The organism is Nocardia tenerifensis NBRC 101015, assembly GCF_000308715.1.
Lineage (GTDB): Bacteria > Actinomycetota > Actinomycetes > Mycobacteriales > Mycobacteriaceae > Nocardia > Nocardia tenerifensis.
Genome location: NZ_BAGH01000278.1, coordinates 1 through 25,012 on the forward strand (window position 1 = coordinate 1; position 25,012 = coordinate 25,012).

Here is a 25,012-nt window from a genome sequence, read left to right on the forward strand (position 1 = left end):
AGCTCGGTGCGGCGTTCGATGCGCTCGTCGAGTTCGGCGGTGTCGCGGTCGACCCCGATGATCACCGTGCCCCAGCGCGGGGTTCCGATTTCGGGCGCGGAGGCGGCGAACGGCTTGCCGGTGAGTTCGACCACCTCCAGTGCCCGCACCATGCGCCGCCCGTCGGTGGGCAGGATGGTGGCGGCCGCGGCGGGATCGGCCGCACGCAGCGCGGCGTGCACGGCGTCGACGCCGCCCTCGGCGAGCACGGCCTCCCAGCGGGCGCGCACCGCCGGGTCGGTGGCCGGGAACTCCCAATTGTCCAGCAGCGCTTGCACATACATCATCGAGCCGCCGACGATCACCGGAACGCGGCCGCGCGCCATGATAGCCGCCACGTCCGCACTGGCCGCGGCCTGGTAGGCGGCGACGGTCGCGGTCTCGGTCACCTCGAGAACGTCGAGCTGGTGATGCGGGATGCCGCGCCGCTCGGCGACGGTGAGTTTCGCCGTTCCGACGTCCATGCCGCGGTAGAGCTGCATCGCGTCGATGTTGACGATCTCACCGCCGAGACGCTCGGCCAGGTCGAGGCCGAGATTCGATTTGCCGGTCGCGGTCGGCCCGACCACGGCGATCGGGGTGATGTCCTCACTCACGACGGCCCGCCGGTCGCCACAGGCTCACGTCGTAGCCGACGCCGAACGGCGCTGCCTGGTAACGGGTCTCGACCGCCGGATCGCTGTCGAACAGTCCGGCCAGCACCTGGTAGGCGGCCCGGCCGGACATGACGAGTTCGGCGCATAGTTCGGGCTCGAGCGCGCGGAGTCCGACCCGATCCCCCTCGCGCAGCGCGCGGTCGAGTTCGTCCTGCACGGCGGCGGCCCGCTCGTCGAGATATCCAGGCGCCTTCAACGACAGAGTCGCGGCGCCATCGGCGACGACCAGTACGCCCTGGCGTCCGTCCGAACCCTCCAATTCCGCACGCAGTTTCGCGCCCAGTTCCCAGCAGCGCTGCGTCGGAGTCGCGGCGTCGATCACCCGAACCTCGGCGCTCACGGCCGGCGCGACCTGCTCCCGCAACCATCCGGCGATCAGTATCGGCAGCGGATGCTGGGGATCGGGCTCCGCCGACGCCGACGCCGAGAGCGCGACGCGCACATCGGCGCCGAAACCGCGGAACGTGCCGACCGTTCCCGGACCGAACACCTGGTCGGCAGCTCCGGTGCCGATGACTGTCCAGCGGTCTGTCACCGCCGCGAGCTCTCGCGCCGCGGCCAGCACGGCGGCCCGCAGCTCGGCTCGCGGATCGTCCGGCAGGCCCGCGACAGCGCCCGTCGCAGCGCCGCAGAGCTCGGGCACCAGGATCGGCGGCGACGGGACCAGGGCGGCAATCGAGAACACGTGGTAACCGTAACCGTTGCGCTGGAGGCCTCCGCGCACCGCGGGTACCGCCCGGCTTCGAGTGTCTCTGCCGCAAACCTCGCCGAGATTGATACTGTTCGAGGAGCTACAACCCAGGTCATCAGGGGTTGCAATCCCCGAGATTCCTCCGCGTGAAGGCATGGGTCGATGGTCACAAGGGCTCGAACCGGGTTCAATGGGATGAGCTAGGGCGTAACCAGGCAGCCGTGGCGCGCGGCAGGGACGAGGAGCAATGACCGACAGCAACGGAACCGCGAAAGCCAGCCCCGGCGCGATGCCGCGCTCTTCCGGTGCCCCGAAACCGGGCGGCTCGATCCAACCTCCCAAGCCGCACGCGACGCCCGGCCCGGCTCAGCATCCGCACCCCGTCGTGCCCACCGTCTCCGATCCCAGCGCGTGGGGCCGGGTCGACGACGACGGCACCGCCTGGGTGAAGACCGCCGACGGCGAGCGTCAGGTCGGTTCCTGGCAGGCCGGCGACGCCGCGGAAGGCTTGGCCCACTTCGGCCGTCGATTCGACGACCTGGCCACCGAGGTCGCTCTGCTCGAGGCCCGCCTCGCCGCGGGAGCGGACGCCAGGAAGACCAAGGCCGCCGCCGTGGCCCTCGCCGAGTCGCTGCCCACCGCGGCCGTCATCGGCGACGTCGACGGCCTGGCCAAGCGCCTCGCCGCGATCGCCGAACACTCCGAAGAGGCTGCCGCGCATGCCAAGGAGGAGAAAGACAAGGCGCGCCACGAGCACACCGAGCGCAAGGAAGCGCTGTGCGCCGAGGCCGAGAAGATCGCCGCCGAGTCCACCCAGTGGAAGGCCGCGGGCGACCGGCTGCGCGAGATCCTCGACGAGTGGAAGTCGATCCGCGGCGTGGACCGCAAGGTCGACGACGCGCTGTGGAAGCGGTACTCCAAGGCCCGCGAGGCGTTCAACCGCAGGCGCGGCGCGCACTTCGCCGAGCTCGACCGTGAGCGCGCCTCGGCGAAGACGCGCAAGGAAGAACTCTGCGTGCGCGCCGAGGAGCTGTCCGGCTCGACCGACTGGGTCGGCACCGCGGGCATCTTCCGCGACCTGCTCGCCGAGTGGAAGGCCGCGGGCCGGGCGCCGCGCGAGGCCGACGAGGCGCTGTGGCGGCGCTTCAAGAGCGCGCAGGACGTGTTCTTCGCGGCCCGCAACGCCGCCGTCACCGAGCGCGACGCCGAGTTCGACCAGAACGCGGCCGCCAAGGAGGAACTGCTGCGGGCCTACGAGCACATCGACCCCGCCAACGGACTGGAAGCCGCCCGCGCCTCGCTGCGTGAGCTGCAGGACAAGTGGGACGCCATCGGCAAGGTCCCGCGCGAACGCATTCAGGAGCTCGAGGGCAAGCTGCGCGCCATCGAGAAGCGGGTCCGCGACGCGGTCGACGCGCAGTGGCGCCGCACCGATCCCGAGGCGATGGCCCGCGCCGCTCAATTCCGTGAGCGCGTAGCGCAATTCGAGGAGCAGGCCGCCAAGGCGCAGGCCGCGGGCAAGGCCCGGGACGCCGAGAAGGCGCTCGAACAGGCCAAGCAGTGGCGGGAGTGGGCCGAGGCCGCGGAGGGCGCGGTCACCAACCGCTAGTCGACTGTTCGACGAAGGCGGGTTCCGTGCCGGAACCCGCCTTTGTCGTTGCGGCAGTTCAGTTTTCGCCGGTGAAGCGGCGGCGGTCGCGTTCTTCGGCGGCGGCGGAGGCGTTGCGGCGCTGCTCCTCGGCGGCCAACTGCAAGGCGGTGCGGCTCCAGACGACGCGGACCCAGTGGAAGGTCAGCACGATCGCGGCGATGGTGCCGAGGATCAGGCCGATGGAGGGGCCGGCGCCGTGGTAGTTGTTGATGCCGGGCGTCTGCCGGTGCCAGATGGAGAAGACGCCGAACACGCTGGTAATGGCGGTGCCCGCGACCGCGATCCAGGCCAGGAACCAGCGGCGCGTCATCAGCGCGAGGGTCGAGAAGCCGACGCCGAAGACGACGAGGAACCAGACGAAGATCCGCGACGGCAGCCCGATGTGCTCGAACCGGGCGGCCTCGGTGCCGAGCAGCACGTCGAACCCGCGCGCGCCGCCGGCGTGCGGCAGCACCAGCGAGAGCAGCAGCACGAACACCGCGCCCGCGACCACCATGGCGCGCACGCCGGGATCGATCTCCCCGGCGATGCGGCGCTCCACCGCGTCCAGATCGTCGCGGAACTGCTCGAAGTTGCTGGTCTCGGCCGAGTTCACTGAGCCCTCGTTTCGTTCGGCGTTTTCGTGGTTCGCTGCGTTGCCCGCGTCCACTGTGCCATCACCGGATTCGCCGGCCGCAGCCGACCCACTACCGCCAGTAGTAGGTTGGTCGGGGCGGTCTGGAATGTCGCCTTCATCGCCGGGCTTGCTCATGTGCCGCAACCGGTCGAGCAGCCCGCGGCGACCGGTTCCGGCGCGGGGGCGCCGATCCGCGGCAAGCCGAGGCCCACGCCGATCGGCTCGGTCTTCGGGGTGATGCCGCGCTCATGCGCGTCTCCGGCCGCAGTGCGGCGATGCGACTTGATCGGCGCGTCGGCGATCAGATGGTGCGGGGCCGCCTCGGTGAGGTCCACAGTGACGATATCGCCGGGGCGGATCGCCTCCGCCGTGCCGCCCGGCCGGAAATGCACCAGCCTGCCGTCGCGGGCGCGCCCGCTCATCCGCGCGGTGGCCGCGTTCTTCTTGCCCGCGCCGTCGGCGACGAGCAGCTCGACCTCGGTGCCGATCAGCGCCCGGTTCGCTTCGAGCGAGATCTCCTCCTGCAGCGCGATGAGCCGCTCATAGCGTTCCTGCACAACGGCTTTCGGCAGCTGATCGGGCAGCTCGGCGGCCGGGGTGCCGGGCCGCTTGGAGTACTGGAAGGTGAACGCGCTGGTGAACCGCGCCTGCCGGACCACGTCGAGGGTCTCCTGGAAGTCCTCCTCGGTCTCCCCCGGGAACCCGACGATGATGTCGGTGGTGATCGCCGCGTGCGGCATGGCGGCGCGCACCTTCTCGATGATGCCCAGGTAGCGCGTCTTGCGGTAGGAGCGGCGCATCGCCTTGAGCACCCGGTCCGAGCCCGACTGCAGCGGCATGTGCAGCTGCGGGCAGATGTTCGGCGTCTCGGCCATCGCCTCGATCACGTCGTCGGTGAACTCGGCCGGGTGCGGCGAGGTGAACCGCACGCGCTCGAGCCCGTCGATGTCGCCGCACGCCCGCAACAGCTTGGCGAACGCGCCGCGGTCGCGCGCCTCGTCCGGATCGGCGAACGAGGCGCCGTAGGCGTTCACGTTCTGTCCGAGCAGCGTCACCTCGAGCACGCCCTGGTCCACCAGCGCCTGCACCTCGGCCAGCACGTCGCCGGGGCGGCGGTCGACCTCCTTGCCGCGCAACGAGGGCACGATGCAGAAGGTGCAGGTGTTGTTGCAGCCCACCGAGATCGACACCCAGCCCGCGTACGCGGACTCGCGCTTGGCGGGCAGGCTCGACGGGAACGCCTCCAGCGACTCCAGGATCTCCACCTGAGCCTCGGCATTGTGCCGGGCGCGTTCCAGCAGCACCGGCAGCGAGCCGATGTTGTGCGTGCCGAACACCACGTCCACCCACGGCGCCTTGCGCACCACGACGCCGCGGTCCTTCTGCGCCAGGCAGCCGCCGACGGCGATCTGCATGCCCGGCTGGTCGGCCTTGATCGACGCCAGGTGGCCGAGGGTGCCGTAGAGCTTGTTGTCGGCGTTCTCGCGCACCGCGCACGTGTTCAGCACGACCAGATCGGCCGCCGCTCCCGGCGCGGCCTTCACGTACCCCGCGTTCTCCAGGAGCCCCGACAGGCGTTCGGAGTCGTGCACGTTCATCTGGCAGCCGAAGGTGCGGACCTCATAGCTGCGGGCGCCGTCCGCGGGGCGCTGGGTGGCAGTCGACACTGCCTCTCCGGTGAAATCCACGTGTCCAGGGTACGGGCACGGCCAACCCCAATTTTGGGGGCATGCGGATTTCGAACGCGCCGCCAAACGACGGCGCGTTAGCCGTCGGCTCGCTTCCCTACGGCACCGGCCGCTCGCGTTCACATGGCCTCTGATCAGGCACGCTGCGTCGTTGACACGTTCAGCCGCCGCACCGGAAACCGGCTATCCGGACGAACCGGTCGGCGACGTAAACGTGACGTGTCATGTCGGCGCGGCCGAACAGCGTGTCGCGGAAAGTCTGGCGAATCCGAAATTTGCCTCTACAGTCTTGGTTCATGACCGACGACGCCGCCGCGCCCGATACAACCGGGATCGCTTCAACCGGGGACGCCAGCGCCGCCAGCGCGCCGATGATCTCGATGCGCAACGTGCAAAAGCACTTCGGTGAACTACACGTTCTGCGCGACATCAACCTGGAAGTCCCCAAGGGACAGGTAGTCATTGTCCTGGGCCCCTCCGGCTCCGGGAAATCGACGCTCTGCCGCACCATCAATCGCCTCGAACCCATCGACTCCGGTGACATCTCCATCGACGGCGTCCCGCTGCCCGCCGAGGGCCGCGGCCTCGCCGCGCTGCGCGCCGACGTCGGCATGGTGTTCCAATCGTTCAACCTCTTCGCGCATAAGACGATCGTCGAGAACGTCATGCTCGCGCCGATCAAGGTCCGCAAGATCAAGAAGGAAACGGCGCGCACCACCGCCATGGAGCTGCTCAACCGGGTCGGCATCGCCAATCAGGCCGACAAGTACCCGGCTCAGCTCTCCGGTGGCCAGCAGCAGCGCGTCGCCATCGCCCGCGCGCTGGCGATGAGCCCGAAGGTGATGCTGTTCGACGAGCCGACCTCCGCGCTGGACCCCGAAATGGTCCAGGAGGTGCTCGACGTGATGGTCTCGCTGGCCAAGGACGGGATGACCATGCTCGTGGTCACCCACGAGATGGGCTTCGCCCGTCGCGCGGGCAACCGCGTCCTGTTCATGGCCGACGGCCAGGTGGTGGAGGACGCCGAACCAGAGGCGTTCTTCACCGCGCCGAAGTCCGATCGTGCGAAGGACTTCCTCGGCAAGATATTGAGCCACTGACACAGAGATCGACCGCTGAGCTCGTGCCGAACCGACAACGGCCTCGTAGGCGAGACCACGGCCAGCAAACCCATGAGAGGGAGAAGGAAAACTCGATGAGGATCAACCGTGCCCTGCGACTCGGCGTGGGCGCCATCGCGCTGACACTCGCCGCAGCGACCGCCACCGCGTGTGGTGGAGGCGACAGCAAGTCCGCCCTTGATCACGCCAAGGACGGCAAACTCACCATCGGCATCAAGTTCGACCAGCCGGGGCTGGGGCTGCGCAACAAGGACGGCTCCTACAGCGGCTTCGACGTCGAGGTGGCGAAGTACGTCGCCGGCAAGCTCGGCGTGAAGCCCGAGGGCATCACCTGGAAGGAATCGCCCTCCCCCCAGCGCGAGACGCTGATCGAGAACGGTCAGGTCGACATGATCGTCGCCAGCTACTCGATCAACGACAACCGCAAGCAGAAGGTCGACTTCGCCGGCCCGTACTACGTTGCGGGACAGTCGTTCCTGGTGCGCGCCGACAACACCGACATCTCCGGCCCGGAGAGCCTCAAGGGCAAGAAGGTGTGCTCGGTGAAGGGCTCCACGCCCGCACAGAACATCGAGAAGAACTTCAAGGACACCCAGCTGCAGGCCAACGACACCTACTCGGTGTGCCTCGAGGGCCTGCGCGCCGGCTCCTGGGACGCGGTGACCACCGACGACATCATCCTGGCCGGTTACGCCTCGCAGAGCACGGGCGCGTTCAAGGTCGTCGGCAAGCCGTTCACCACGGAGAACTACGGCATCGGCCTGAAGAAGGGCGACAAGGAGTTCCGCGACAAGGTCAACGACGCGATCGAGGCGATGTTCGCCGACGGCTCGTGGAAGAAGGCCTTCGACTCCACCGTCGGTGGATCCGGCTACCAGGCGCCGGAGCCGCCGAAGGTCAACCGGTACTGAGTTCCACACCTGCGCGGGTGGCCTGATCCCACCGGATCGGCCACCCGCCGCAGTTCCCCTGAAAATCGAGACCCGATGGGAGGGACACGTACGCCGTGTTCGACCTGATCTCGAGGTATGACGATCAAATCCTCGACGCCTTCTGGGTGACCATCCAACTGACCGTTCTCTCCGCGGTCGGCGCGCTGATCCTGGGCACTATCGTCGCTGCGCTGCGTGTGTCCCCGGTACCGATCGCCCGCGCGGTCGGCACGGCCTACGTCACCATTTTCCGCAACACTCCGCTCACCCTGATCATCCTGTTCATGTCGCTGGGCCTCTACACCACCATGGGATGGCATCTCGCCGGCGAGGGGCCGGATTCGGTCGCGCAGAACAACTTCCGTTACGCCATCGTCGGATTCAGCATCTACACCGGCGCTTTCGTCTGTGAATCGCTGCGTTCGGGCATCAACACCGTCGCGATGGGCCAGTCCGAGGCCGGTCGATCGCTCGGCCTGACCTTCACGCAGAACCTGCGCCTCATCGTGCTGCCGCAGGCCTTCCGCTCCGTGATCGCCCCGCTCGGCAGCGTGCTGATCGCGCTGACCAAGAACACCACGATCGCCTCGGCCATCGGCGTTGTCGAGGCCGCGTTCCTGATGGCGGAGATCAACGAGAACGAGGCCGATGTCATCGTCGTCGGTGCCATCTTCGCGCTCGGGTTCGTCATCCTGACCCTGCCGACCGGCCTGCTGTTCGGCTGGCTCGCCAAGCGATTCGAGGTAGCCCGATGAGTGCTGCATCTTCGGTGCTGTTCGACGCGCCAGGCCCCCGCGGACGCATTCGCCATCAGGTGTATTCGGTCCTGGTCGTCGTCGCGGTGGCGGCCTTCCTGTGGGTGCTCTACAAGGGTTTCGCCGACAACGGACAGTTCACCGCGGCGAAGTGGAAGCCGTTCCTCGACGCCGAGGTCTGGTCGACGTATCTGCTGCCCGGCCTGAAGGGCACGGTCGTCGCCGCGCTGCTGTCGATCGTGTTCGCGCTCGTGATCGGCATGGTCTTCGGGATCCTCCGGCTTTCCGAGCATCGCGTAGTGCGGTGGATCGCTGGGGCAATCGTGGAAGTGGCGCGCGCCATTCCCGTTCTGATCCTGATGATCTTCCTGTTCGCGTTGTTCTCGAAGAACAAGTTGTTCGCCGTCGACCAGCTGGCGCTGGCGGCCGTCGTCATCGCGCTGACGGTCTACAACGGGTCGGTCATCGCCGAGATCGTCCGCGCCGGCATCAACTCGCTGCCCAAGGGGCAGACAGAGGCGGCCGTCGCGCTCGGCATGCGCAAGAACCAGCTCATGCGGCTGGTCCTGCTGCCGCAGGCGATCACCGCCATGCTGCCCGCCCTGGTCTCGCAGATGGTTGTCGCGCTGAAGGACTCGGCGCTCGGCTACCAGATCACCTACACCGAGATCGTGCGCTCCGGCCAGCAGCTCGGCGCCGCCCAGCAGAACACGATCCCCGCGTTGATCATCATCGCCGTCGTCATGATCGTGCTGAACATGACGCTGACGTTCGTCGCCACGAAGCTCGAGGCGCGCCTGCGCGCACGCAAGAAGAGCAAGGGCACCGGCCTCGTCCTGGCCGCCGACTCCATCATCACCGACGCGGCCCCCGGAATGGACATCACCGGCAAGAAGTAACCGAATCCCCCTGCGGCCCAACAGATCCCGCAGGTTCTCAACGAAGGTGCGCTGGCGTGGCAACCCCACCCCAGCGCACCTTTTTCGTATGTGCGGCCGACTTCGACACAACTGAAACCCGACGGAACCGTTCCTCTATTCGGTGCGTCTATACCTGTGACCAAGAAATCTCAGGGGAGGACTCGAACTTGATGGAGAATCTCGGTACGGCTCGCAAGAGACTGTCCATGACGGCCAGATCGGCTTTCGCTCTTGTGGCAGTGGCGTTCCTTTCGACCATGGTCGCCTCGCTCAGCACGGGAACCGCGACCGCGAGGCCCGAAAACTGCAACGACACGATCGACTCGCGGAATTTGTCGGTGAGCACGGTGTGCAGCTCCGGATCGGGGCAGCACCAGGCGGTCGCGGTGTGCGAGGACGGGGCTACCGGCGAACGGTCTTGGGAATACGGGCCATGGGCAGACGCGCAGACCGTGTCCACCGCGTATTGCCGAGGATCGCTGTACGTCGTTTCCAGTGGCTTGAACACGAAGAACTAGGGGGAAATTCATGCGTATCGGGTATATCGCGTCGGCCTGTCTATTGCTCGCCGCCACGTCGGTCGGGCAGGCGCTGTGCTCGGGCTCAGCCGCCGCGGCAACTCCGTCGAATTGCACATCATCTCTGGTCGGCCGCGGTGCCATGGCCTATTGCGCCGATTCGAACGGCGGCAGTTACCGAGCGACCGCTATTTGCGTGAGCTTCGATGGCACGCAGCAGATCCCACGCAGTGCGCCGAATTGGGTGTACGACGGATCATCCCTGGTCACCTGTCCCGAGTTCACGGTCGAGACCACGGCAGGGATAGAGACGCGGGACTATTAGCACACCGGAGGACGGTGCGCTGGACGCGGTAATTCGTTCCAGCGCATCATCTTTCGAGTACGTCGCGTTGCGATCGTTGGCGCGGCGCTTTCGGCTGGCGTTATCGGGATCAGGAAACGGGCAACTGACGCGTATGGCTGCGGGGGCTTGACGGGTCTGTGTACGGACGGGCGCGATCGACGAGATGTGCGGCCGGGAGTTCTGTCGCGCGCGCCCTGCGGTGCATGACATTGCCGGCGGGTTTTGTGGTTGCGGGACCGCGCGCGGGGTGTACTGGGCGGGGCGGTGGTGTTGGGGGCGGGCGGGTGTCGGTGGTGAGGGCTACGCTCGCGGGTGTGTGGATGGGGCGACGGGCGACGGGTGTTGTGGCGGTTGTCGTGCTGTTGGGGGTGGTGGTGTTGGCAGCTTGGGGGCAGCAGCCTCGGGGGTATCGCGGGGTGGGGGCGGCGGGGGATGTGTTCAGTGCCGAGCGGGCGGTGGGGGTGGTGCGGGAGATCGCGCAGCGGCCGCATGCGATCGGTACGGCGGAGCATGAGCGGGTTCGGGATTATCTTGTCGAGGAGTTGCGGGGGTTGGGGGCGCAGGTCGAGGTTCAGGCGGGGGTTGGGCGGTATCCGGCCGGGATTCGGCGGGATGTGCTGGGGATGGGGCGGGTGGCCAATATCGTGGCGAGGATGCCGGGGCGGGACTCGACGGGGACGGTTTTCCTTACGGCGCACTATGATTCCGTCGCTTCCGGGCCCGGCGCGAACGACGATGGGGTCGGGGTTGGCGCGGTAGTGGAGGCGGTGCGGGCGTTGCGCGCGGGCGGTGCCGCCCTGCGCAACGACGTGGTGGTGCTGCTGACCGACGGGGAAGAGGCGGGGCTGCTGGGGGCGGAGGCGTTCGTCGCGTCGGGCAAGGACGGCAGGGACGTCGGCGTGGTGATCAACCACGAGGCGCGCGGCGCGGGCGGTCCGGTGCTGCTGTGGCGCACGACCCACCCCAACGGTGCGCTGATCCGCGCGGTCGAGCGCGCCGCGCCGCATCCGAATACGGACTCGCTGTCGACCACACTGGCCGGTGCGCAAACGTCGAGCAACACCGATTTCGCCTCGTTCGAACCGGGCGGGCTGCGCGTACTGGATTGGGCGTTCGCCGGTCGCAGCGCCTACTATCACAGCCCCTTCGACGACCCGGAGCACGTGAATCTCGCGACGGTGCAGCAGATGGGTGACAACACCCTGGCGCTGGCCAAGGAGTTCGGCGACAAGGACCTCACCGTCACGGAAAAGACCGATCGCGCGTTCTTCCAACTGCCCTTCGGCAAGCTGGTGGTGCTCCCGTTCTGGGTGATCATCGCACTCGCCGTCGCCACCGTCCTCGGCGTGGCCTGGCTGTGCCGGCGGCTGCGGCAAGCCGGAGAGGTCACTCTGCGCGGCGTATTCGGCTCCACCGCAACGGCTTTCGTCGCCGCACCGCTCGCGGCGGGCGCGGTATACGGGCTGTGGGAGGCCGTGAAGGCGATTCGGCCCGAGTACCGTCCCCTGTTCGTCGATCCGTATCGGCCCGAGCTCTACTACTGGGCCATCCTGGTGCTCTCGGCCGCGGTCCTCACCGCGTGGTACGTGATCACCCGCAGACTGTCCGGCCCCATGGCCCCCGCGGCCGGATTGCTCGGCTGCCTGGCCCTCCTCGGCGTGGCGCTCGCGATCCTCGCGCCCGCCACCGCGCACGTGGCGGTCGTGCCTGCCTTCGCCGCGACGATCGGCCTGCTGACCGCCTCCGCATTTCCCGAGCGGTGGCGACTGCCGGTGCTCACAGTTTTCCTCCTACCGGCGGCGATATTCCTCGGCAGCGCGACATGGACCGTGCTGCAAACCGGCATCACCACCGCTCCGTTCCTGGTCGCCCCCGCGGTAGTCCTGCTGGGTGGCCTCCTGCTACTACCCCTAGCCCAGGCGTGGCCGGCCCGGCGCGGCTGGACGATCCCGTCGACCGCGTTCATCCTCGCCGTCGCCCTCGCCGCCGCGGGCTTAGCGGTGGATCGCTTCGATGACCGGCACCCGCTGACGTCCCAGCTCGTGTACGCGCTCGACGCCGACCACAACGAGGCGCGCTGGCTCTCCCGGGAGGCACCCGACCGCTGGACCCGCGAGTTCGTCGGCGACACCGCGCCCGGCGAAGATTTCGCGCGTCTCTGGCCGACCGCCGTATCCAGCGGCCACGCCGACCCCGCGAAACTCTCCCCACCCACATCCGAAATCGTCTCCGACACAACCGAATCCGGACAACGCACGGTACACCTGCGCCTGCGCTCCATGAGGAACGCGACGAGCATCGCCCTGCGCTACGACACCGCGCCGACCGCGCTGCGGGTGGCGGGCCGCGAGGTGACACCGGTGCCGAAAACCGGCATCCAGTTCCACGCTCCCCCACCCGAAGGCCTCGACATCCACCTGGTCGCACCGGCCGGACCTCTGTCCCTGCGACTCGTGGACTACACCTGGCTCCCCGACTCGGGCATCCCGTCGTATCGAAAACCGCCCGCCGACATCTACTTCCGTCAGGACAGCACGGGCGCGGTCTTCATCTCCGTGCCGGGACTGTAGAACCTATCCGTCCAGTTCGCTCAGCACCTGCAGGATCAGCGCTCGCGCGTCGCGCCCATACACGGCCGCGCCCTTGAGCACCTCGAACATGCGGGCATACATGGCCAACTCGGCGGGCTGGGTCACCTGAATACCCGCGGTCGGTGTCTCGAGGGCGACCATGGCGTCGTCGAAAATCCAGAAACCGGTGGAGCCGACGGCCTCCCGTTCGGTCATGAGCGGGATGATGCCGAGCGAGATGTTCGGCATGGACAGCAGTTCCAGCAGCCGGCCCAGCTGCCCCGCCTGCACCTCCGCCGTGCCGAACCAGGTGCGCAACGCCTGCTCCTCGAGCACGGCCACGAACCGTCTGCCGCCGCGGTACAGGACGCCTTGGCGATCCATGCGCACGGCGACGGCTTCCTCGAGGTCGTTGGGGGTGTCGAGGAACCGGATCCAGAACGACAGCATGGCCGCCGTGTACTCCGCGGTCTGGAACAGACCCGGAATGACATTGTGCTCGTAGATGCGAAAAACCTTGGTCGCCATGTACCTCTCGGGAGTGTGCGCGCCGAGCACGCGCTTCATGCCCGCCCGGCTCTGCCGCCGATATTCGAGGTAGGCCGAGTCGACGGCGCGCAGGGTCGCGACTAGATCGAGTTCCTGGTCGACGGCGGCGCAGACGCGGCACCAGGCGCTGATATCGCGGTCGGTCGGGAACTGCACGCCGTTCTCGATTTTGGACACTCGAGTGAAATGCTGGCCGGTCTCGGCGCCGAGCTGCCGAATGGTGATACCGGCGGCCTTGCGGATGTCCCGCAACCGGCTGCCGAGGGCCCGTCGGGCCTCCTGCGCGGAACTAGCTGGGCCGGTAGTCACGATGCGGTATGGACAGCCGCCACACGGCCTCGAAGGCGCTGCGGCACAGCTGAATATCGTGCGGATCGTCGGAGGTGACCTGGTCGGTGGACACGCCACTGCCCGCGTAGTGGAGAAAGATCACGAGCCGGTTGTCCAGAAGGTAGAAATCGTTGCCCGGGATGGCCACCGACGACGTCAGGCGGCGGGGAACCCAGCGAATATCCTCTCCCGCCTCGACCATCGGCGCGGCGATGCTGTTGGACCAGCGCTGATAGTCGCTCAGCGGTTCCGACACGATCCTGGCTCGGCGCACCGACCGGCCAGCCGCCACATGGTGGCGGACGGTCGTGCACCAGCCCTGCAGCCAGACCAGGTCGTCGGGCTCGCCGGCGCTCCACTGTGCTAGATGCGGTGACTCGACCGCCGTGCTGTAGATGTCTCGGGTCTCCAGATGCATTGACTCCACAACGAATTTGTCAAGTAGTCGCTCGAATTCTTCATAGGCTATCGATGCCACGGGCCCCCTTCCGGAAGAACTGGACCATTCTGTCCGGGATCTCCACGCAGGTTTCGCCGTGCGGAATGTTCATGTGGGCAAGAGCCTCGGGGTCGGTCACTACCCATCCCTGCACGATCCACGAGTCACGGTCGGTGCGGTACACGGTGGGCGAACCGTTCGGATTCGAGCCCGGATCTCCGCCGATAAAAGTCAGACGCATCGTTGACCCCTTTGGGATGTTGCGAACTGTTGCCCCGAGCCCGTCGATTGTCCCGCTCCCCCGCACGACGGGTCAAGGTCGGGATAACTGGTCAAGTGATGAATACGCGTGCGCGGCAGGGAAATCCGCCTCCGGGTTCCAGCCTGGAACGCCGTGTAGCGATCTTCTCGCAACTTTTCGCAACATGCTGTCCCTCGGGCTGTGGCCGCTTCTAACCTCGGAGATTGCATGCGAGACCGGCTACCGACGAGAGGGCGATGGGAGATGTGGGGACGGCCGACGGCGATCGGATATCTGCGCCGCGATGTGTCGGGGGTGTCGCAGGTCTGGGACGAGACGCAGATACGCAGCGTGGCAAAGCGACTCGGATATGAGCTCGCCAAGATCGTGGTATTCGGCGCGCAGACCGAGCGGCCGGTGTCGCAGTTGCTGGACACGATCGAACGGGTGGGCGCGGACGCCGTGGTCACGCCGACGCCCGAGCATCTGGGGGACGAACTGGACCGGGTGGTCCGGGTGTGCGACGTGATCACGGTCAACCCGGAAAACACCTACGCGCGCTGGGTCTTGCCGGCCGACCGCTGGCCGGCGCCCGGGTTCAACGGCGAGCCGGCGGGCCTGGATGCGGCGGAAGCCGGTGCGGCGGAGAGCGAACGCCGGGACAACGCCGAACGTTTGGACTGAGGCGCGCGAGGACACCCGCCCCCGCTGGGCTTGCGATCGGCTGGAACATCCGCTGCGGCCACCGGGCCCCCGAAGACCGTGGCACCTCCCGGAACGCGGCGACGAGACGGCCGAGCGTGACATGTGCGTCGGCCTCATCCAGCAGGGAGCGGGCACGTCGCACCTGCGGCAATGAGCGCACACTACTGGAGCTAGCACACCTCTTGGAGGCCGAGCACCCCTTCCCCAGCTGAACCAACCATCGAGCAGAGTCATATGGTCGCCCAACCCATCGAGCAGAGTCATATGGTCGCCCAACGATCTTGCACAGCGACCATATAACTCTGCTGATCTTCCATGCCCTACACGCAACCACAGCCAGATGACCACGCTGGGGCTGAACACCACACTCCTGACTGCTGGAGAAAGCCGGGGACGGCACTCGACGCGCCCAGCACTGCTCCAAGGAAAACCTGGGCGGGTCTTCAGCTTTCGCAGAAGGTCTCAGCTGTGCCTGTCCGAAAAGGCGCACCTGTCCAAGCAATGATCCGTTCGCCCCTCGGAGTTCCTCGCCCCATCTACCGCAGCCGACAGGCTGGTCCCACTCGACTGAAAAGCTTGCCCAGCCACTAGACGCACTGTGTCGAAGCCACGCATCCAGAGCGTCGGCCCACTCAGTCCTGTTCGATGTCGGACGTGTCGAACTGGGCCTGGGCCAGTTCGGATTTGACCACCGTGAACGCGATGGACTGGTTGTATCCGCGGCGGGCCAGCATGCCGACCAGCCGGCGGATCGCTTTGTCGCGGTCGAGGCCGGACGGAAGGCTGCGGAGTTTGCGGCGGACGAGCTCGCGGGCGCGGGACTCCTCGTCGTCGGAGCTGATGGCCTCCAGCGCGGGGGCGGCATCGGACTGGGCGACACCTTTGCGGCGAAGTTCCTGCGCCAGCGCCTGTTTGCCCTTGCCGGAGAAGGTGTGCCGCGAGTGGACCCACTGTTCGGCGAAGGCCGCGTCGTCGATGAGGCCGACCTCGGTGAGCCGGTCGAGGGCTCGCTCGGTGATCTCCTCGGTGTAGCCCTTGGCCGCGAGGCGCTGGGCGAGTTCCGCGCGGCTGCGGGCTCGGACGGCGAGCAGGCGAAGACACGCCTCTTTCGCCTGCTCGACCGTCCCGCCTGGCGGAGTGGGCTCCGGAGAGCCGGCACCCCGCTCGGATCCGGCCGCCACCGGATCCGCCCATCGGCCGTCGATACCTTCGGAGCCGGCCGATCGGGAGTCTGTGCGCCGGGACGACTTTCGCCGCCCGGACCCAGTCGAACGCGCCCGCTGCGGATCGGGCGCGTTCGACCGAGTTCCCATGGTGCCCGATTCGGCCGAACCACCTTCGGCCGATCGGACTCGTCCGGGGTCCTGTTCGCCGGGCCAGGATCCGGCGGGATCGGTGGCGGCACCGGTGGCGGACAGGAGTTCCTGGAGCCGACGTCGCATCTCTCGCACCGGCTCGGACCGCGACTCATCGGGCGCGGTCCGGCGCGGCTGGGGCGAGCGTCGGCCGTTCATCGGATCAGAAATCGGCGGGAACCTCGGCGCCCGCCTCGGCGGTCACGTCGGCGCCGATGCCGAGCTTCTCCTTGATCTTCTTCTCGATCTCGTCGCGGATATCGGTGTTCTCCAGCAGGAACTTACGGGCGTTCTCCTTGCCCTGGCCGAGCTGGTCACCCTCGTAGGTGTACCAGGAGCCGGACTTGCGCACGAAGCCGTGCTCGACGCCCATGTCGATGAGCGAGCCCTCCTTGGAGATGCCCTGGCCGTAGAGAATGTCGAATTCGGCCTGCTTGAACGGCGGGCTGACCTTGTTCTTCACGACCTTCACCCGGGTACGGTTGCCGACCGCGTCGCTGCCGTCCTTGAGCGTCTCGATGCGGCGCACGTCGAGGCGGACCGAGGCGTAGAACTTCAACGCCTTACCGCCCGTGGTGGTCTCGGGGGAGCCGAACATCACGCCGATCTTCTCGCGCAGCTGGTTGATGAAGATCGCGGTGGTGTTGGAGTTGCTCAGCGCGCCGGTCATCTTGCGCAGCGCCTGGCTCATCAGGCGGGCCTGCAGGCCGACGTGGCTGTCGCCCATCTCGCCCTCGATCTCGGCGCGCGGCACGAGCGCGGCCACCGAGTCGATGACGATGATGTCGATGGCGCCGGAGCGGACCAGCATGTCCGCGATCTCCAGGGCCTGCTCACCGGTGTCCGGCTGCGAGACGAGCAGCGCGTCGGTGTCGACGCCGAGCTTCTTCGCGTAGTCGGGGTCGAGCGCGTGCTCGGCGTCGATGAACGCGGCGACGCCGCCCTGGGCCTGGGCGTTGGCCACCGCGTGCAGCGCGACGGTGGTCTTACCGGAGGATTCCGGGCCGTAGACCTCGATGATGCGGCCGCGCGGCAGGCCGCCGATGCCGAGCGCGACGTCGAGCGAGATGGAGCCGGTCGGGATCACCGCGAGGGGCTGACGGACCTCGTCACCGAGACGCATGACCGCGCCCTTGCCGAAGTTCTTCTCGACCTGGGCCAGCGCGAGTTCGAGCGCCTTGTCGCGGTCGTACGCCTGTGGTGCCATGTCCTGATCCCCTTTTCGACGGGTGAGTCTCTGCTGTGGTTGGCGCCAACATTAGAGGGCGGCACCGACAAGTTCTGGCGCCAAGGTTAGACGAACACCTGTTCGAGTCAAGCGACACGCCAGTTCCGCCTCCGGCGAGTATGCGGTGTCGGCGGGATCAACGCACCAGCGACACCCGCTCGCTGTTCAACAGCGTCTGCGCCTGTTTGAGCACGCGCAGGGAGGGCGTGACCTCGAAGTCGGTGATGCCGTCCAGCGCGCCGAGGCGCTCGGTGATGTAGCGGTAGAGGTGGGGCGTGTCGCGGCAGATCATCGATGCCATCAGGTTGGTCGGGCCGGTCGTGGCGGCCGCGAACACGATCTCCGGGTGCTCGACCATCGCCCGGCCCACCGCGTCCAGCTCGGCGGGGCGCACCCGCAGCCACAGGGCGGCCCGCACGCCGTACCCCATGCGCCCGACCGCGAAGTCGAGGTCGAAGTACAGCACGCCCGACTGCACGAGCTCGGTCATCCGGCGCGCGACTCTCGGTGCGGTCCAACCGGTTTCGGCCGCGATCTGGGCGTAGGGCGCGCGTCCGTCGCGGCCGAGCAGCGTGAGCATCGTCTCGTCCTCGGGCGTCAGGTTCGGCGGCGTGTCCAGCGGACGCGGGCGCTCCCGGTCCAGTTCGCACCCCGTTCGCCGCGGCCCCAGTTCGTTCAGCTGCCGCTCGGTGAAGAGGTGGCTGAAGCGGGGCCACTCCTCGGCGGCCTCGAACCGGTGCATCACCTCGTGGGCGATCACCTCGCGCACCTGGCTGGCCCTCGGCAGGGTGTGCAGCAGCAGCGCGTCCCGCCGCTCGAGCGAGCGCGGCCTGCTCACGCAGGTCACCTCCGAGCCGGTGGACAGCAGCGTGACCCAGCTCAAATCCGGGAACCTGGCCAGGGATTCGGCCAGCCCCAGCGCCTTGTCCGGCGTCGACTTGATCCGCAGCACCCATCGCGCGTGCCCGAGCGGGACCGCGTTCACCTGTCCCGACACATGCATGATGCCGCGCTCGCGCAGCGCCCGGTAGCGGCGCGCCACCGTCTGCTCGGAGACCTCGAGGATGGACCCGAGTTTCGCGAACGGAATCCGCGCGTCCTGCACCAGGGCGTGCAGGATCTGCCGATCGAGAATGTCCAGCGCGGAGGATTCCACAGGGTCATCAGGCGACATGGGAGGAATCTAACGCAAACGGAAATGTGGCTAGGGAGATACGTTCGATTACCGCACGCTTGGCGTCGATATCGTTCGATTCTGCCGTGGAGGCCCCCAGTGAGAAAATGGCTCCCCCTGTTCGCGGCGTGCCTCGGCACGTTGATGCTCCTCATCGACGTCACCATCGTGAATGTCGCCCTGCCCGACATCGCGATCGACCTCGAGGCCGGGCTGTCGAGCCTGCAGTGGGTGGTGGACGGCTACGCGCTCGCCCTGGCCGCGTTGCTGCTCGTGCTCGGCTCCCTGGCCGATCGGGTCGGCGCCAAACGCGCCTACCTCGCCGGGCTCGTGCTGTTCGCCCTCGCCTCGCTCGGCTGCGGCGTCGCCGACACCTCGACGAATCTCATTGCGGCGCGGGTAGTTCAGGGCGTCGGCGGCGCGGCGATGTTCGCGACCACGCTGTCGCTGCTGAACTCGACCTACACCGGTCGCGACCGCGGCGTCGCCTTCGGGATCTGGGGCGCGGTGTCCGGCGCGGCGGCGGGCCTCGGGGTGGTGCTCGGCGGCGTGCTGACCGAGGCGCTGTCGTGGCGGTGGATCTTCTTCGTCAATCTGCCGATCGCGGTGCTGGCGATCGCGTTGACCGCCACCGTGTTCCCGGCCTCGGCCCGGCGCGCGGACCGCGCCGTCGACGTGCCCGGCATGCTCGCCTTCGCCACCGCGGCGACCGCGCTCACCTACGGCGTCATCCGCGGCGGCGAACACGGGTGGACCGACGGCCGCGCGGTGACCGCGCTGGCGCTGGGCGTCGTCGCGACGGCGGTCTTCGCCGTGGTCGAAAACCGCAGCGCCGCACCGATGTTGCCGCTGGCGCTGCTACGCAACCGGATCTTCGGGGCGACACTGCTCGGCGCGAGCGGGCAGACGTTCGCCGCCTTCGCGAGCACTCCCCTGGTCTCGATCTGGCTGCAACAGCAGTTGCGGATGACGCCGCTGCACGCGGGCCTGGCGCTGCTGCCGATGGCCGCGACCGCCTTTCTGGTCTCCGGGGTGTTCGGCCGGCTGATGCACGACGCCGCCCCGAAGTGGACCATCGGCGTCGGCCTGGTGGTGGTCGGCGCGGGCACCGGACTGCTGACGCTCATCGACGCCGGATCCTCCTGGCTCGCACTGGTTCCCGGGCTCGTGGTGATCGGCGCGGGCGTCGGCGTCAACGCCCCCGCGCTCGTGTCGACGGGCATGGCCGCAGTGCCGCCGCAGCAGGGTGGTACGGCGGCGGGCGCGGTGAACACGGCGCGACAGCTCGGGCTCGCGCTCGGAGTCGCGGTGCTGGGCACGGTCTTTCGCGGTGTCGCGGACGCCGATCAGCCGATGACGTTGCCACACTTCGTCTCCGGCCTCGACGCGGCCTTCACCGTCGCCGCAACGGTCGGCATCGTGTTCGGCGCGATCGCCTTCGCGCTGTTCCACACCCACCGGCCAGTCACCGAGCCCGCCCCCGACCGAGCAGTCGTCACCGCCTGACTCCCTCTGCGACGGTGCCGTCCGCCATGGACCGCACCGTCGCAGAGCACCCATCCCGCACTCCTATCCAAACGCGAACTCCTCTGACACCCCCACACGTTCAAGTCAGCCGCACCATCTCACGCCAGCCGCACCACCTCACGCCAGCCGCACCACCTCACGCCAGCCGCACCACCTCACGCCAGCCGCACCACCTCACGCCAGCCGCACCACCTCACGCCAGCCGCACCACCTCACGCCAGCCGCACCACCCCGCGCCAGCCGCACCACCCCGCGCCAGCCGCACCACCCCGCGCCAGCCGCACTCTTTCTCGGGATCCGCACTCCCTATAGGCCTCCGAAACGAGTGCGTATCCCGAGACAGAGTGCGGCTGCGGTGGAAACCACTGCGGCAGCGGCCAAACTTAGCCAGGTTCGCGTCGGCCGAACATGCGGCATGCGAACTCAGGCATGCGGACATCGCCGCTCCCGCAGCGCCCACCCACCAACAGCTAGCGAAAGCCGCACTCTTTCTCGGGATCCGCACTCTCTATAGGCCCCCAAAACGAGTGCGTATCCCGAGACAGGGTGCGGCTGAGGGTAAGGACTACTGCTGGGGCAGTGGCGAGTCGTCGCCGGGTTCGCGCGGGCCGAAGATGCGGCGGGCGGACTCGGGGATGCGGACGTCGTTGATGCTGGCCTCGCGGCGCGACATCAGGCCGTCGGGGGTGAACTCCCACTGTTCGTTGCCGTAGCTGCGCCACCACTGGCCGGTCTCGTCGTGCCATTCGTATTGGAAGCGCACCGCTATGCGGTTGCCTTCGAAGGCCCACAAGTCCTTGCGCAGCGCGTAGCCGTTCTCCGAAACCCATTTTCGGGTGAGGAACTCGACGATGGCGGCGCGGCCGGTGAAGAACTCGTCGCGGTTGCGCCACACCGAATCCTCGGTGTAGGCGGCGGCGACCTTCTCCGGATCGCGAGTGTTCCAGGCGTTTTCGGCGGCGAGCACCTTCGCCTTGGCGGATTCCAGATCGAACGGCGGCAGCGGGGGTCGCATGGACGTCTCCTTCGGGTTATGGATTGACGGGTGATAGTTCGGGTGGACCCCAGCACAGCGGGCCCTCGCCGGAGCGTTCGACGACCTCGGTGACCGTGAAGTCGATCGAGCATTGCGCGCCCGCGGTGAAAGTCTCTGAGGTCCAGACCAACTCGGCGGTGCCGGTGAGTTGCAGGGTGCCGCCGGTGGCCCAGTCCGGGACGAGCAGGCCGCAACGCGGGTTCACTTCGATATTGCCGAGCGTCATGAACATCGAGTTGCCCCGATAGTCGGGCCAGCGCAGCCGGGTAGGCGAAAGCAGTTGGAGGAAACCAGGATTGCCGCCTCTGTGCGAGGCATCGGCGTTCCCCTCGGCATCGGCGGTCGCGACGAAGAACGCGTCCGCCGCCGTGATCAGCTCCCGTTGCCGCGCGTCGAGTTCGGTGCCGCGCCGGGCCGGCGACGGCTCGATATCCGGCCGGTACGACTCGATCTGCCTGCGGGTGATGTACTTCGGGCAGTTCGCGTAGACCTGATCGGTCGCGATGCGCAGCCCGCCGCCCTCGGCCGTAGCCGCGCCGTTGACCCGCATCCGCCTGCGCCGCTGCGGTTGCAGGGCGATCATGCCGACGCGAGTCGGGTGACTCAGCGCCTCTCGCAACGGATCTCCTTCGGCGGGCCGCGCGTCGACGGTGATGGTGTCGGCTGCGACGGCGCGCAGGAAGCCGGGCGGCCCGACGAGTTCGCTCGCCCACATCCGGCCCGCGTCGTCGGCGGCCGCGATCACCACCATGGGCTGCTCGGCCAGGAAAGACGCGGCGACGGCCGGGATGTCGGCGCGGATCGAGCGGCCGACCCGGTCGGCGATCTCGGCCTGACCCATGCGCCGCTGGACGGCGAGTTCACCGGAGTGGAAGGGCGCCATGGCAATTGCTCCTGTCGCGAGGGGTTCGCCGAAACGTTCAACAGTCCGGTGGCTCAGAAGAATCCACAGGTCGGCGCCTGTCCGCTGGGCGCGGGCGCGGACTCGGCGCCCGCCGGCGCGAACACCTCGAGCCGGATGCCGTCGGGATCGGTGAAGAAGATGCCGCCGGAGGAGACGCCCTCACCGTGCGCGACGACGCCGCCGTGCAGGATCTCGGCCGACTGTTCGCGCAGCGCCGCCTCGATTGCGCGCACCTGAGCGATTGTGTCGACCTGGAACGAAAGATGGTGCAGGCCGGGCGTTTCGGCCGAGAACGCGCCCGCGCTCTGCTGCCACAGCGTCAAGGTGAGCTTGCCGCCCGCGCCGAGGAACGCCCATCTCCGGTCTCCGTCGGCGCCCACGGTGAGCTGCTCGAAACCCAGTGCGCTGCGATAGAAATCGACCGAGCGATCCAGATCGGAGACGTTCAGGCCGATGTGCCCCGTGGCGAGCTGGGGCGCGGCAACCGTGGTCATGTGTTCCTCCTCGACAGGGCCAAACCGTATTGACCGGTTTAACTGGTTAGAAGATAGGCACGGCCGAACCCTCGTGTCAACCTGTAAAATATCTATGAGCGGTTAGAGAGCCGCCGCTCACCACGACGACCAGAAGGAGCTGGATACTTTCAGCTATGCACGATCCACGCCCGCACCTCGGCGAACCGCTGGCCCTCGACCTGCTGGACACGCGGTGGAACGAGCACGGCCAACCACAGGACCTGCTGACCGACGTCGCCGGGCTCGGCGTATGGCTGACCTCGGCCGGGCTGACCGACCGCGCGACCGCGGACCAGGCGACCCTCGACGCCGTCCTGACCGCCCGCACCGCCATCTACGACGTGGTGCGGCACGCGACGCACACCGCGTTGAACGAGGTACTCGAGCACGGCCGCATCCGGCGCACGCTCACCGACGCCGGGCCGCAGGACATGGTCGACGTCCCGGACGAGGTGTGGCTGCCCGCCTGGCTCGCGGCCGACAACCTGCTGCGCCTGCTCGCCGAGGCCCCGGACCGCATCCGCCAGTGCGCACACCCCGACTGCGTACTGTTCTTCTACGACACCTCGAAGAACGGCACCCGCCGCTGGCACTCGATGGCGACGTGCGGCAACCGCACCAAGGCGGCTCGCCACTACGCCAAGAAGCCTTGAGCCTCAGAACAATTCGTCGAGCAGACGGTAGTACTCCAGGCGGACCGGGTCCGGATCGGTGAGTCCGTAGGCGGCGAAGAAGACGGCCACCTCGTCCTCGCCGAAGTCGTCGCGCAGGTCGCGCACGGCGAGGGCCAGGTCACGGTAGCGGTCCGCGACGCCGAGCGCGCCGACGTCGAGCAGGATCGAGCCTTCCAGCACGTTCGGCGGGGTGAAGTCGCCGTGCGCCACGACCAGGTCCTCGTGGTCGGGGCGCTCGGCGAGCAACCGCGCCAGGACGCCCTCCGGGGTGAACTCCTGGTTGTCGGGGTCGAAGTCCTCGCCATCGACCAGACCCTCGATCACGTGGCGGCGCGCCTGCGCCAGCACGACATCGAGCCGCCCGTCGAAGGGGCACTCGTCGATCGGCAGTCCGTGCAGCGTGCGCAGCAGCTCGCCCATGATCGCGCCCACCGAGGTCGCACCGGAGCCCGCCTCGGACCGCGCGGCCAGGCTCGACGCGCCCGCGTCGGCCAGGACAAGGACGTCGCCGTCGAACACCGCGATCTCCGGCAACCGAATTCCGCGCTCGCGCAGCCAGTTCAGCCGCTCGTGCTCCGCGGTGGCCTTGGGACCCCGCTTGACCCAATAGGTTTCGTTGACGAGCGCGACGCCGCCGCTCATCCCCTCGTGCTCGTCCGACCAGGTCGGCTCGTCGCCGAGCAGGGCGGCGACCTTCGGCGGCAGCGGAATCGGCAGCGCGGGAAGGCTTTCCAGCGCCACCCGGGTGGATTCGATCAGTTCGGGATCGCCCTCGGCCGTGCGCAGATCGAGCGCCTCGCGCAGCAGCGCGTGCGCCTCGGTCAACTCGTTCTGCTCGGCCAGCGCCTTGCCCAGATGCTGCACGGCGTACGACAGCACGTCCGGCGCGGCCGCCCGCGCGTGCTCGACGGCTCGCCGGTACAGCGTCTCGGCGGTGGCCGCGTCGCCTCGATAGCGGTAGACGTCGCCGAGGTTGATCCACACCGTGATGCGGCGTTCCTCGGTGTCCACCAGTTCCAGTGCCCGATCCAGCAGGTCGAGCGCGTCGTCGTAGCGGCCGAGCAGCATGGTCTCGATCCCGGTCTGCCGGTATCCGGCGAAGTCGACCGGCTGTGCCTTCGCCAGCCGCGCGGCCAGGCGCTCGGGGTCGACCGGGATCATCCGCTCGCGTTCGTCGAATCGATAGAGCGGACCCTCGTGACCCACCGCCTCTTCCGACACGCTCACCACCGCGCCCGGGGCACATCGAACTCCGAGCACAGCGCGCGCCACACATCCCGCGGATCGACCCCGGCCTCGATGGCGTCGGCGCCCGTCTGCCCCATCGACGGGATCACGTGGTCGGCCAGCAGGGCATCGCCCCGCGCCGTCCCGAATTCGGTATGCAACAGCTCCTGGAACTCCGTCAATCGCACCGTGCCCAAGATACTCGCGCGGGGGTATGAACCGCACCGGACGTCGGTTGTGGAAGGTGGCACTCCAGGGCGGAGGGCGAGGGGCAGACGTCCCGCGGAGGGCAGACAGCGGACCGATCCGCTTGGAGGCGGGAAGTGGCCGACGCTTCCGGAGGGAAGGCAGCGACCGACGGTCTCGAAGGGCAGGCGCGGCCCGACACTCTCGAAGGGGCAGGCAGCGGACCGGCACTCCCAGAGTCAGTTAGCGGCCCGACACTCCCGAAAGCAGGCAAACAGCAGCCGACGCTCCCGGAAGGAAGGCAGCTGCCTGACACCCCGGGAGGCAGTCGGCGAGCCGACACTCCCGGAAAAAGGCAGCGGCCCGACCCACCCAAAAGCACGCAGCAGCCCGACACTCTCGGAGGCAGGCGGCGGTTC

At 68.2% G+C, this 25,012-nt stretch carries 26 protein-coding genes; 10 read left to right on the forward strand and 16 right to left on the reverse strand.

The window, feature by feature from the left end:
- The coding region (miaA, locus tag ON39_RS21315; RefSeq protein WP_040736998.1) for a tRNA (adenosine(37)-N6)-dimethylallyltransferase MiaA at positions 1 to 635 on the reverse strand (635 nt) is incomplete at its 3' end.
- Positions 628 to 1,380, reverse strand: a complete 753-nt coding sequence (locus tag ON39_RS21320; RefSeq protein ID WP_040737018.1) for a class III extradiol ring-cleavage dioxygenase family protein — start codon at positions 1,378 to 1,380, stop codon at positions 628 to 630. The genes ON39_RS21320 and miaA, both read right to left, overlap by 8 nt.
- A gap of 253 nt (positions 1,381 to 1,633) precedes the next feature.
- Here ON39_RS21320 and ON39_RS21325 point away from each other — a divergent pair, with 253 nt between their 5' ends.
- Entirely contained in the window at positions 1,634 to 2,995 is a 1,362-nt protein-coding gene (locus tag ON39_RS21325) for a DUF349 domain-containing protein (RefSeq protein WP_040737001.1), read from the forward strand.
- Between the two features lie 58 nt (positions 2,996 to 3,053).
- On the opposite strand, the gene ON39_RS21330 is transcribed toward ON39_RS21325, so the two are convergent.
- From ON39_RS21330 to ON39_RS48920, 3 genes are all read right to left on the reverse strand, one after another.
- Positions 3,054 to 3,632 (reverse strand): Rv2732c family membrane protein, encoded by a 579-nt coding sequence (locus ON39_RS21330; protein WP_040737020.1) that lies wholly within the window; start codon positions 3,630 to 3,632, stop codon positions 3,054 to 3,056.
- 152 nt (positions 3,633 to 3,784) lie between these two features.
- Positions 3,785 to 5,341 (reverse strand): tRNA (N6-isopentenyl adenosine(37)-C2)-methylthiotransferase MiaB, encoded by a 1,557-nt coding sequence (miaB, locus tag ON39_RS21335; RefSeq protein WP_083894595.1) that lies wholly within the window; start codon positions 5,339 to 5,341, stop codon positions 3,785 to 3,787.
- A gap of 160 nt (positions 5,342 to 5,501) precedes the next feature.
- Positions 5,502 to 5,729, reverse strand: coding sequence for a hypothetical protein (locus ON39_RS48920; RefSeq protein ID WP_146251391.1), 228 nt, complete (start codon positions 5,727 to 5,729; stop codon positions 5,502 to 5,504).
- Here ON39_RS48920 and ON39_RS21340 point away from each other — a divergent pair.
- The 4 genes from ON39_RS21340 to ON39_RS21355 all read left to right on the forward strand — a co-directional run bounded on the left by ON39_RS21340 (position 5,713) and on the right by ON39_RS21355 (position 9,048).
- On the forward strand, positions 5,713 to 6,441 hold the full coding sequence (locus tag ON39_RS21340; RefSeq protein WP_040737024.1) for an amino acid ABC transporter ATP-binding protein: 729 nt from the start codon (positions 5,713 to 5,715) through the stop codon (positions 6,439 to 6,441). The genes ON39_RS48920 and ON39_RS21340 overlap by 17 nt on opposite strands.
- Positions 6,442 to 6,536: 95 nt before the next feature.
- Positions 6,537 to 7,373 carry a glutamate ABC transporter substrate-binding protein gene (locus tag ON39_RS21345; RefSeq protein WP_040737002.1) on the forward strand — a complete coding sequence of 279 codons (837 nt, stop codon included), beginning with the start codon at positions 6,537 to 6,539 and terminating at the stop codon, positions 7,371 to 7,373.
- Positions 7,374 to 7,468: 95 nt separating this feature from the next.
- The gene (locus ON39_RS21350; RefSeq protein ID WP_040737003.1) at positions 7,469 to 8,149 is read left to right on the forward strand and encodes an amino acid ABC transporter permease; all 681 of its coding nucleotides are present in this window, start codon (positions 7,469 to 7,471) and stop codon (positions 8,147 to 8,149) included.
- Complete coding sequence (locus ON39_RS21355) at positions 8,146 to 9,048, forward strand: amino acid ABC transporter permease (RefSeq protein WP_040737004.1); 903 nt, start codon at positions 8,146 to 8,148, stop codon at positions 9,046 to 9,048. The genes ON39_RS21350 and ON39_RS21355 overlap by 4 nt, the downstream gene beginning before the upstream one ends.
- A gap of 148 nt (positions 9,049 to 9,196) precedes the next feature.
- Here ON39_RS21355 and ON39_RS21360 read toward each other — a convergent pair whose 3' ends face one another.
- Positions 9,197 to 9,577, reverse strand: a complete 381-nt coding sequence (locus ON39_RS21360) for a hypothetical protein (protein ID WP_040737005.1) — start codon at positions 9,575 to 9,577, stop codon at positions 9,197 to 9,199.
- A 20-nt stretch (positions 9,578 to 9,597) separates the two neighbouring features.
- Between ON39_RS21360 and ON39_RS48925 the strand changes: the two genes are divergently transcribed.
- Positions 9,598 to 9,912: a hypothetical protein gene (locus tag ON39_RS48925; RefSeq protein WP_146251393.1), complete on the forward strand. Its 315-nt coding sequence runs from the start codon at positions 9,598 to 9,600 to the stop codon at positions 9,910 to 9,912.
- Between the two features lie 341 nt (positions 9,913 to 10,253).
- Positions 10,254 to 12,503 (forward strand): M20/M25/M40 family metallo-hydrolase, encoded by a 2,250-nt coding sequence (locus tag ON39_RS21370; RefSeq protein ID WP_170160108.1) that lies wholly within the window; start codon positions 10,254 to 10,256, stop codon positions 12,501 to 12,503.
- A gap of 3 nt (positions 12,504 to 12,506) precedes the next feature.
- Here the strand turns inward: ON39_RS21370 and ON39_RS21375 are convergent, their stop codons facing one another.
- Positions 12,507 to 13,361, reverse strand: coding sequence for a helix-turn-helix domain-containing protein (locus tag ON39_RS21375; RefSeq protein WP_040737007.1), 855 nt, complete (start codon positions 13,359 to 13,361; stop codon positions 12,507 to 12,509).
- Complete coding sequence (locus ON39_RS21380) at positions 13,342 to 13,800, reverse strand: DUF6879 family protein (protein WP_342772753.1); 459 nt, start codon at positions 13,798 to 13,800, stop codon at positions 13,342 to 13,344. The genes ON39_RS21375 and ON39_RS21380 overlap by 20 nt, the downstream gene beginning before the upstream one ends.
- A 490-nt stretch (positions 13,801 to 14,290) precedes the next feature.
- On the opposite strand from ON39_RS21380, the gene ON39_RS21385 reads away from it, so the two are divergent.
- Entirely contained in the window at positions 14,291 to 14,746 is a 456-nt protein-coding gene (locus tag ON39_RS21385; protein WP_174412550.1) for a hypothetical protein, read from the forward strand.
- 653 nt (positions 14,747 to 15,399) lie between these two features.
- Here the strand turns inward: ON39_RS21385 and recX are convergent.
- From recX to ON39_RS21400, 3 genes are all read right to left on the reverse strand, one after another.
- Positions 15,400 to 15,948 carry a recombination regulator RecX gene (gene recX / locus ON39_RS21390; protein ID WP_040737029.1) on the reverse strand — a complete coding sequence of 183 codons (549 nt, stop codon included), beginning with the start codon at positions 15,946 to 15,948 and terminating at the stop codon, positions 15,400 to 15,402.
- Positions 15,949 to 16,285: 337 nt separating this feature from the next.
- Positions 16,286 to 17,329: a recombinase RecA gene (recA, locus tag ON39_RS21395; protein ID WP_040737009.1), complete on the reverse strand. Its 1,044-nt coding sequence runs from the start codon at positions 17,327 to 17,329 to the stop codon at positions 16,286 to 16,288.
- A 157-nt stretch (positions 17,330 to 17,486) separates the two neighbouring features.
- Positions 17,487 to 18,524, reverse strand: coding sequence for an Lrp/AsnC family transcriptional regulator (locus ON39_RS21400; RefSeq protein WP_040737010.1), 1,038 nt, complete (start codon positions 18,522 to 18,524; stop codon positions 17,487 to 17,489).
- 99 nt (positions 18,525 to 18,623) lie between these two features.
- Between ON39_RS21400 and ON39_RS21405 the strand changes: the two genes are divergently transcribed.
- Positions 18,624 to 20,030 carry an MFS transporter gene (locus ON39_RS21405; protein WP_246003221.1) on the forward strand — a complete coding sequence of 469 codons (1,407 nt, stop codon included), beginning with the start codon at positions 18,624 to 18,626 and terminating at the stop codon, positions 20,028 to 20,030.
- 586 nt (positions 20,031 to 20,616) lie between these two features.
- On the opposite strand, the gene ON39_RS21410 is transcribed toward ON39_RS21405, so the two are convergent.
- The 3 genes from ON39_RS21410 to ON39_RS21420 are packed head-to-tail and all read right to left on the reverse strand — an operon-like array spanning position 20,617 to position 22,485.
- Complete coding sequence (locus ON39_RS21410) at positions 20,617 to 21,066, reverse strand: nuclear transport factor 2 family protein (RefSeq protein ID WP_040737011.1); 450 nt, start codon at positions 21,064 to 21,066, stop codon at positions 20,617 to 20,619.
- Between the two features lie 16 nt (positions 21,067 to 21,082).
- The gene (locus ON39_RS21415; protein ID WP_040737012.1) at positions 21,083 to 21,970 is read right to left on the reverse strand and encodes a pyridoxamine 5'-phosphate oxidase family protein; all 888 of its coding nucleotides are present in this window, start codon (positions 21,968 to 21,970) and stop codon (positions 21,083 to 21,085) included.
- A gap of 53 nt (positions 21,971 to 22,023) precedes the next feature.
- The gene (locus tag ON39_RS21420; protein WP_040737013.1) at positions 22,024 to 22,485 is read right to left on the reverse strand and encodes a VOC family protein; all 462 of its coding nucleotides are present in this window, start codon (positions 22,483 to 22,485) and stop codon (positions 22,024 to 22,026) included.
- A gap of 155 nt (positions 22,486 to 22,640) precedes the next feature.
- Here ON39_RS21420 and ON39_RS21425 point away from each other — a divergent pair, with 155 nt between their 5' ends.
- Positions 22,641 to 23,159: a CGNR zinc finger domain-containing protein gene (locus ON39_RS21425; protein WP_040737015.1), complete on the forward strand. Its 519-nt coding sequence runs from the start codon at positions 22,641 to 22,643 to the stop codon at positions 23,157 to 23,159.
- Between the two features lie 3 nt (positions 23,160 to 23,162).
- On the opposite strand, the gene ON39_RS47465 is transcribed toward ON39_RS21425, so the two are convergent.
- A complete protein-coding gene (locus ON39_RS47465) occupies positions 23,163 to 24,401 on the reverse strand; it encodes a phosphotransferase (protein WP_255219288.1) in 1,239 nt (412 codons plus the stop codon).
- A 2-nt stretch (positions 24,402 to 24,403) separates the two neighbouring features.
- The gene (locus tag ON39_RS21435; protein WP_040737031.1) at positions 24,404 to 24,595 is read right to left on the reverse strand and encodes a DUF3046 domain-containing protein; all 192 of its coding nucleotides are present in this window, start codon (positions 24,593 to 24,595) and stop codon (positions 24,404 to 24,406) included.
- Positions 24,596 to 25,012: the final 417 nt, after the last annotated feature.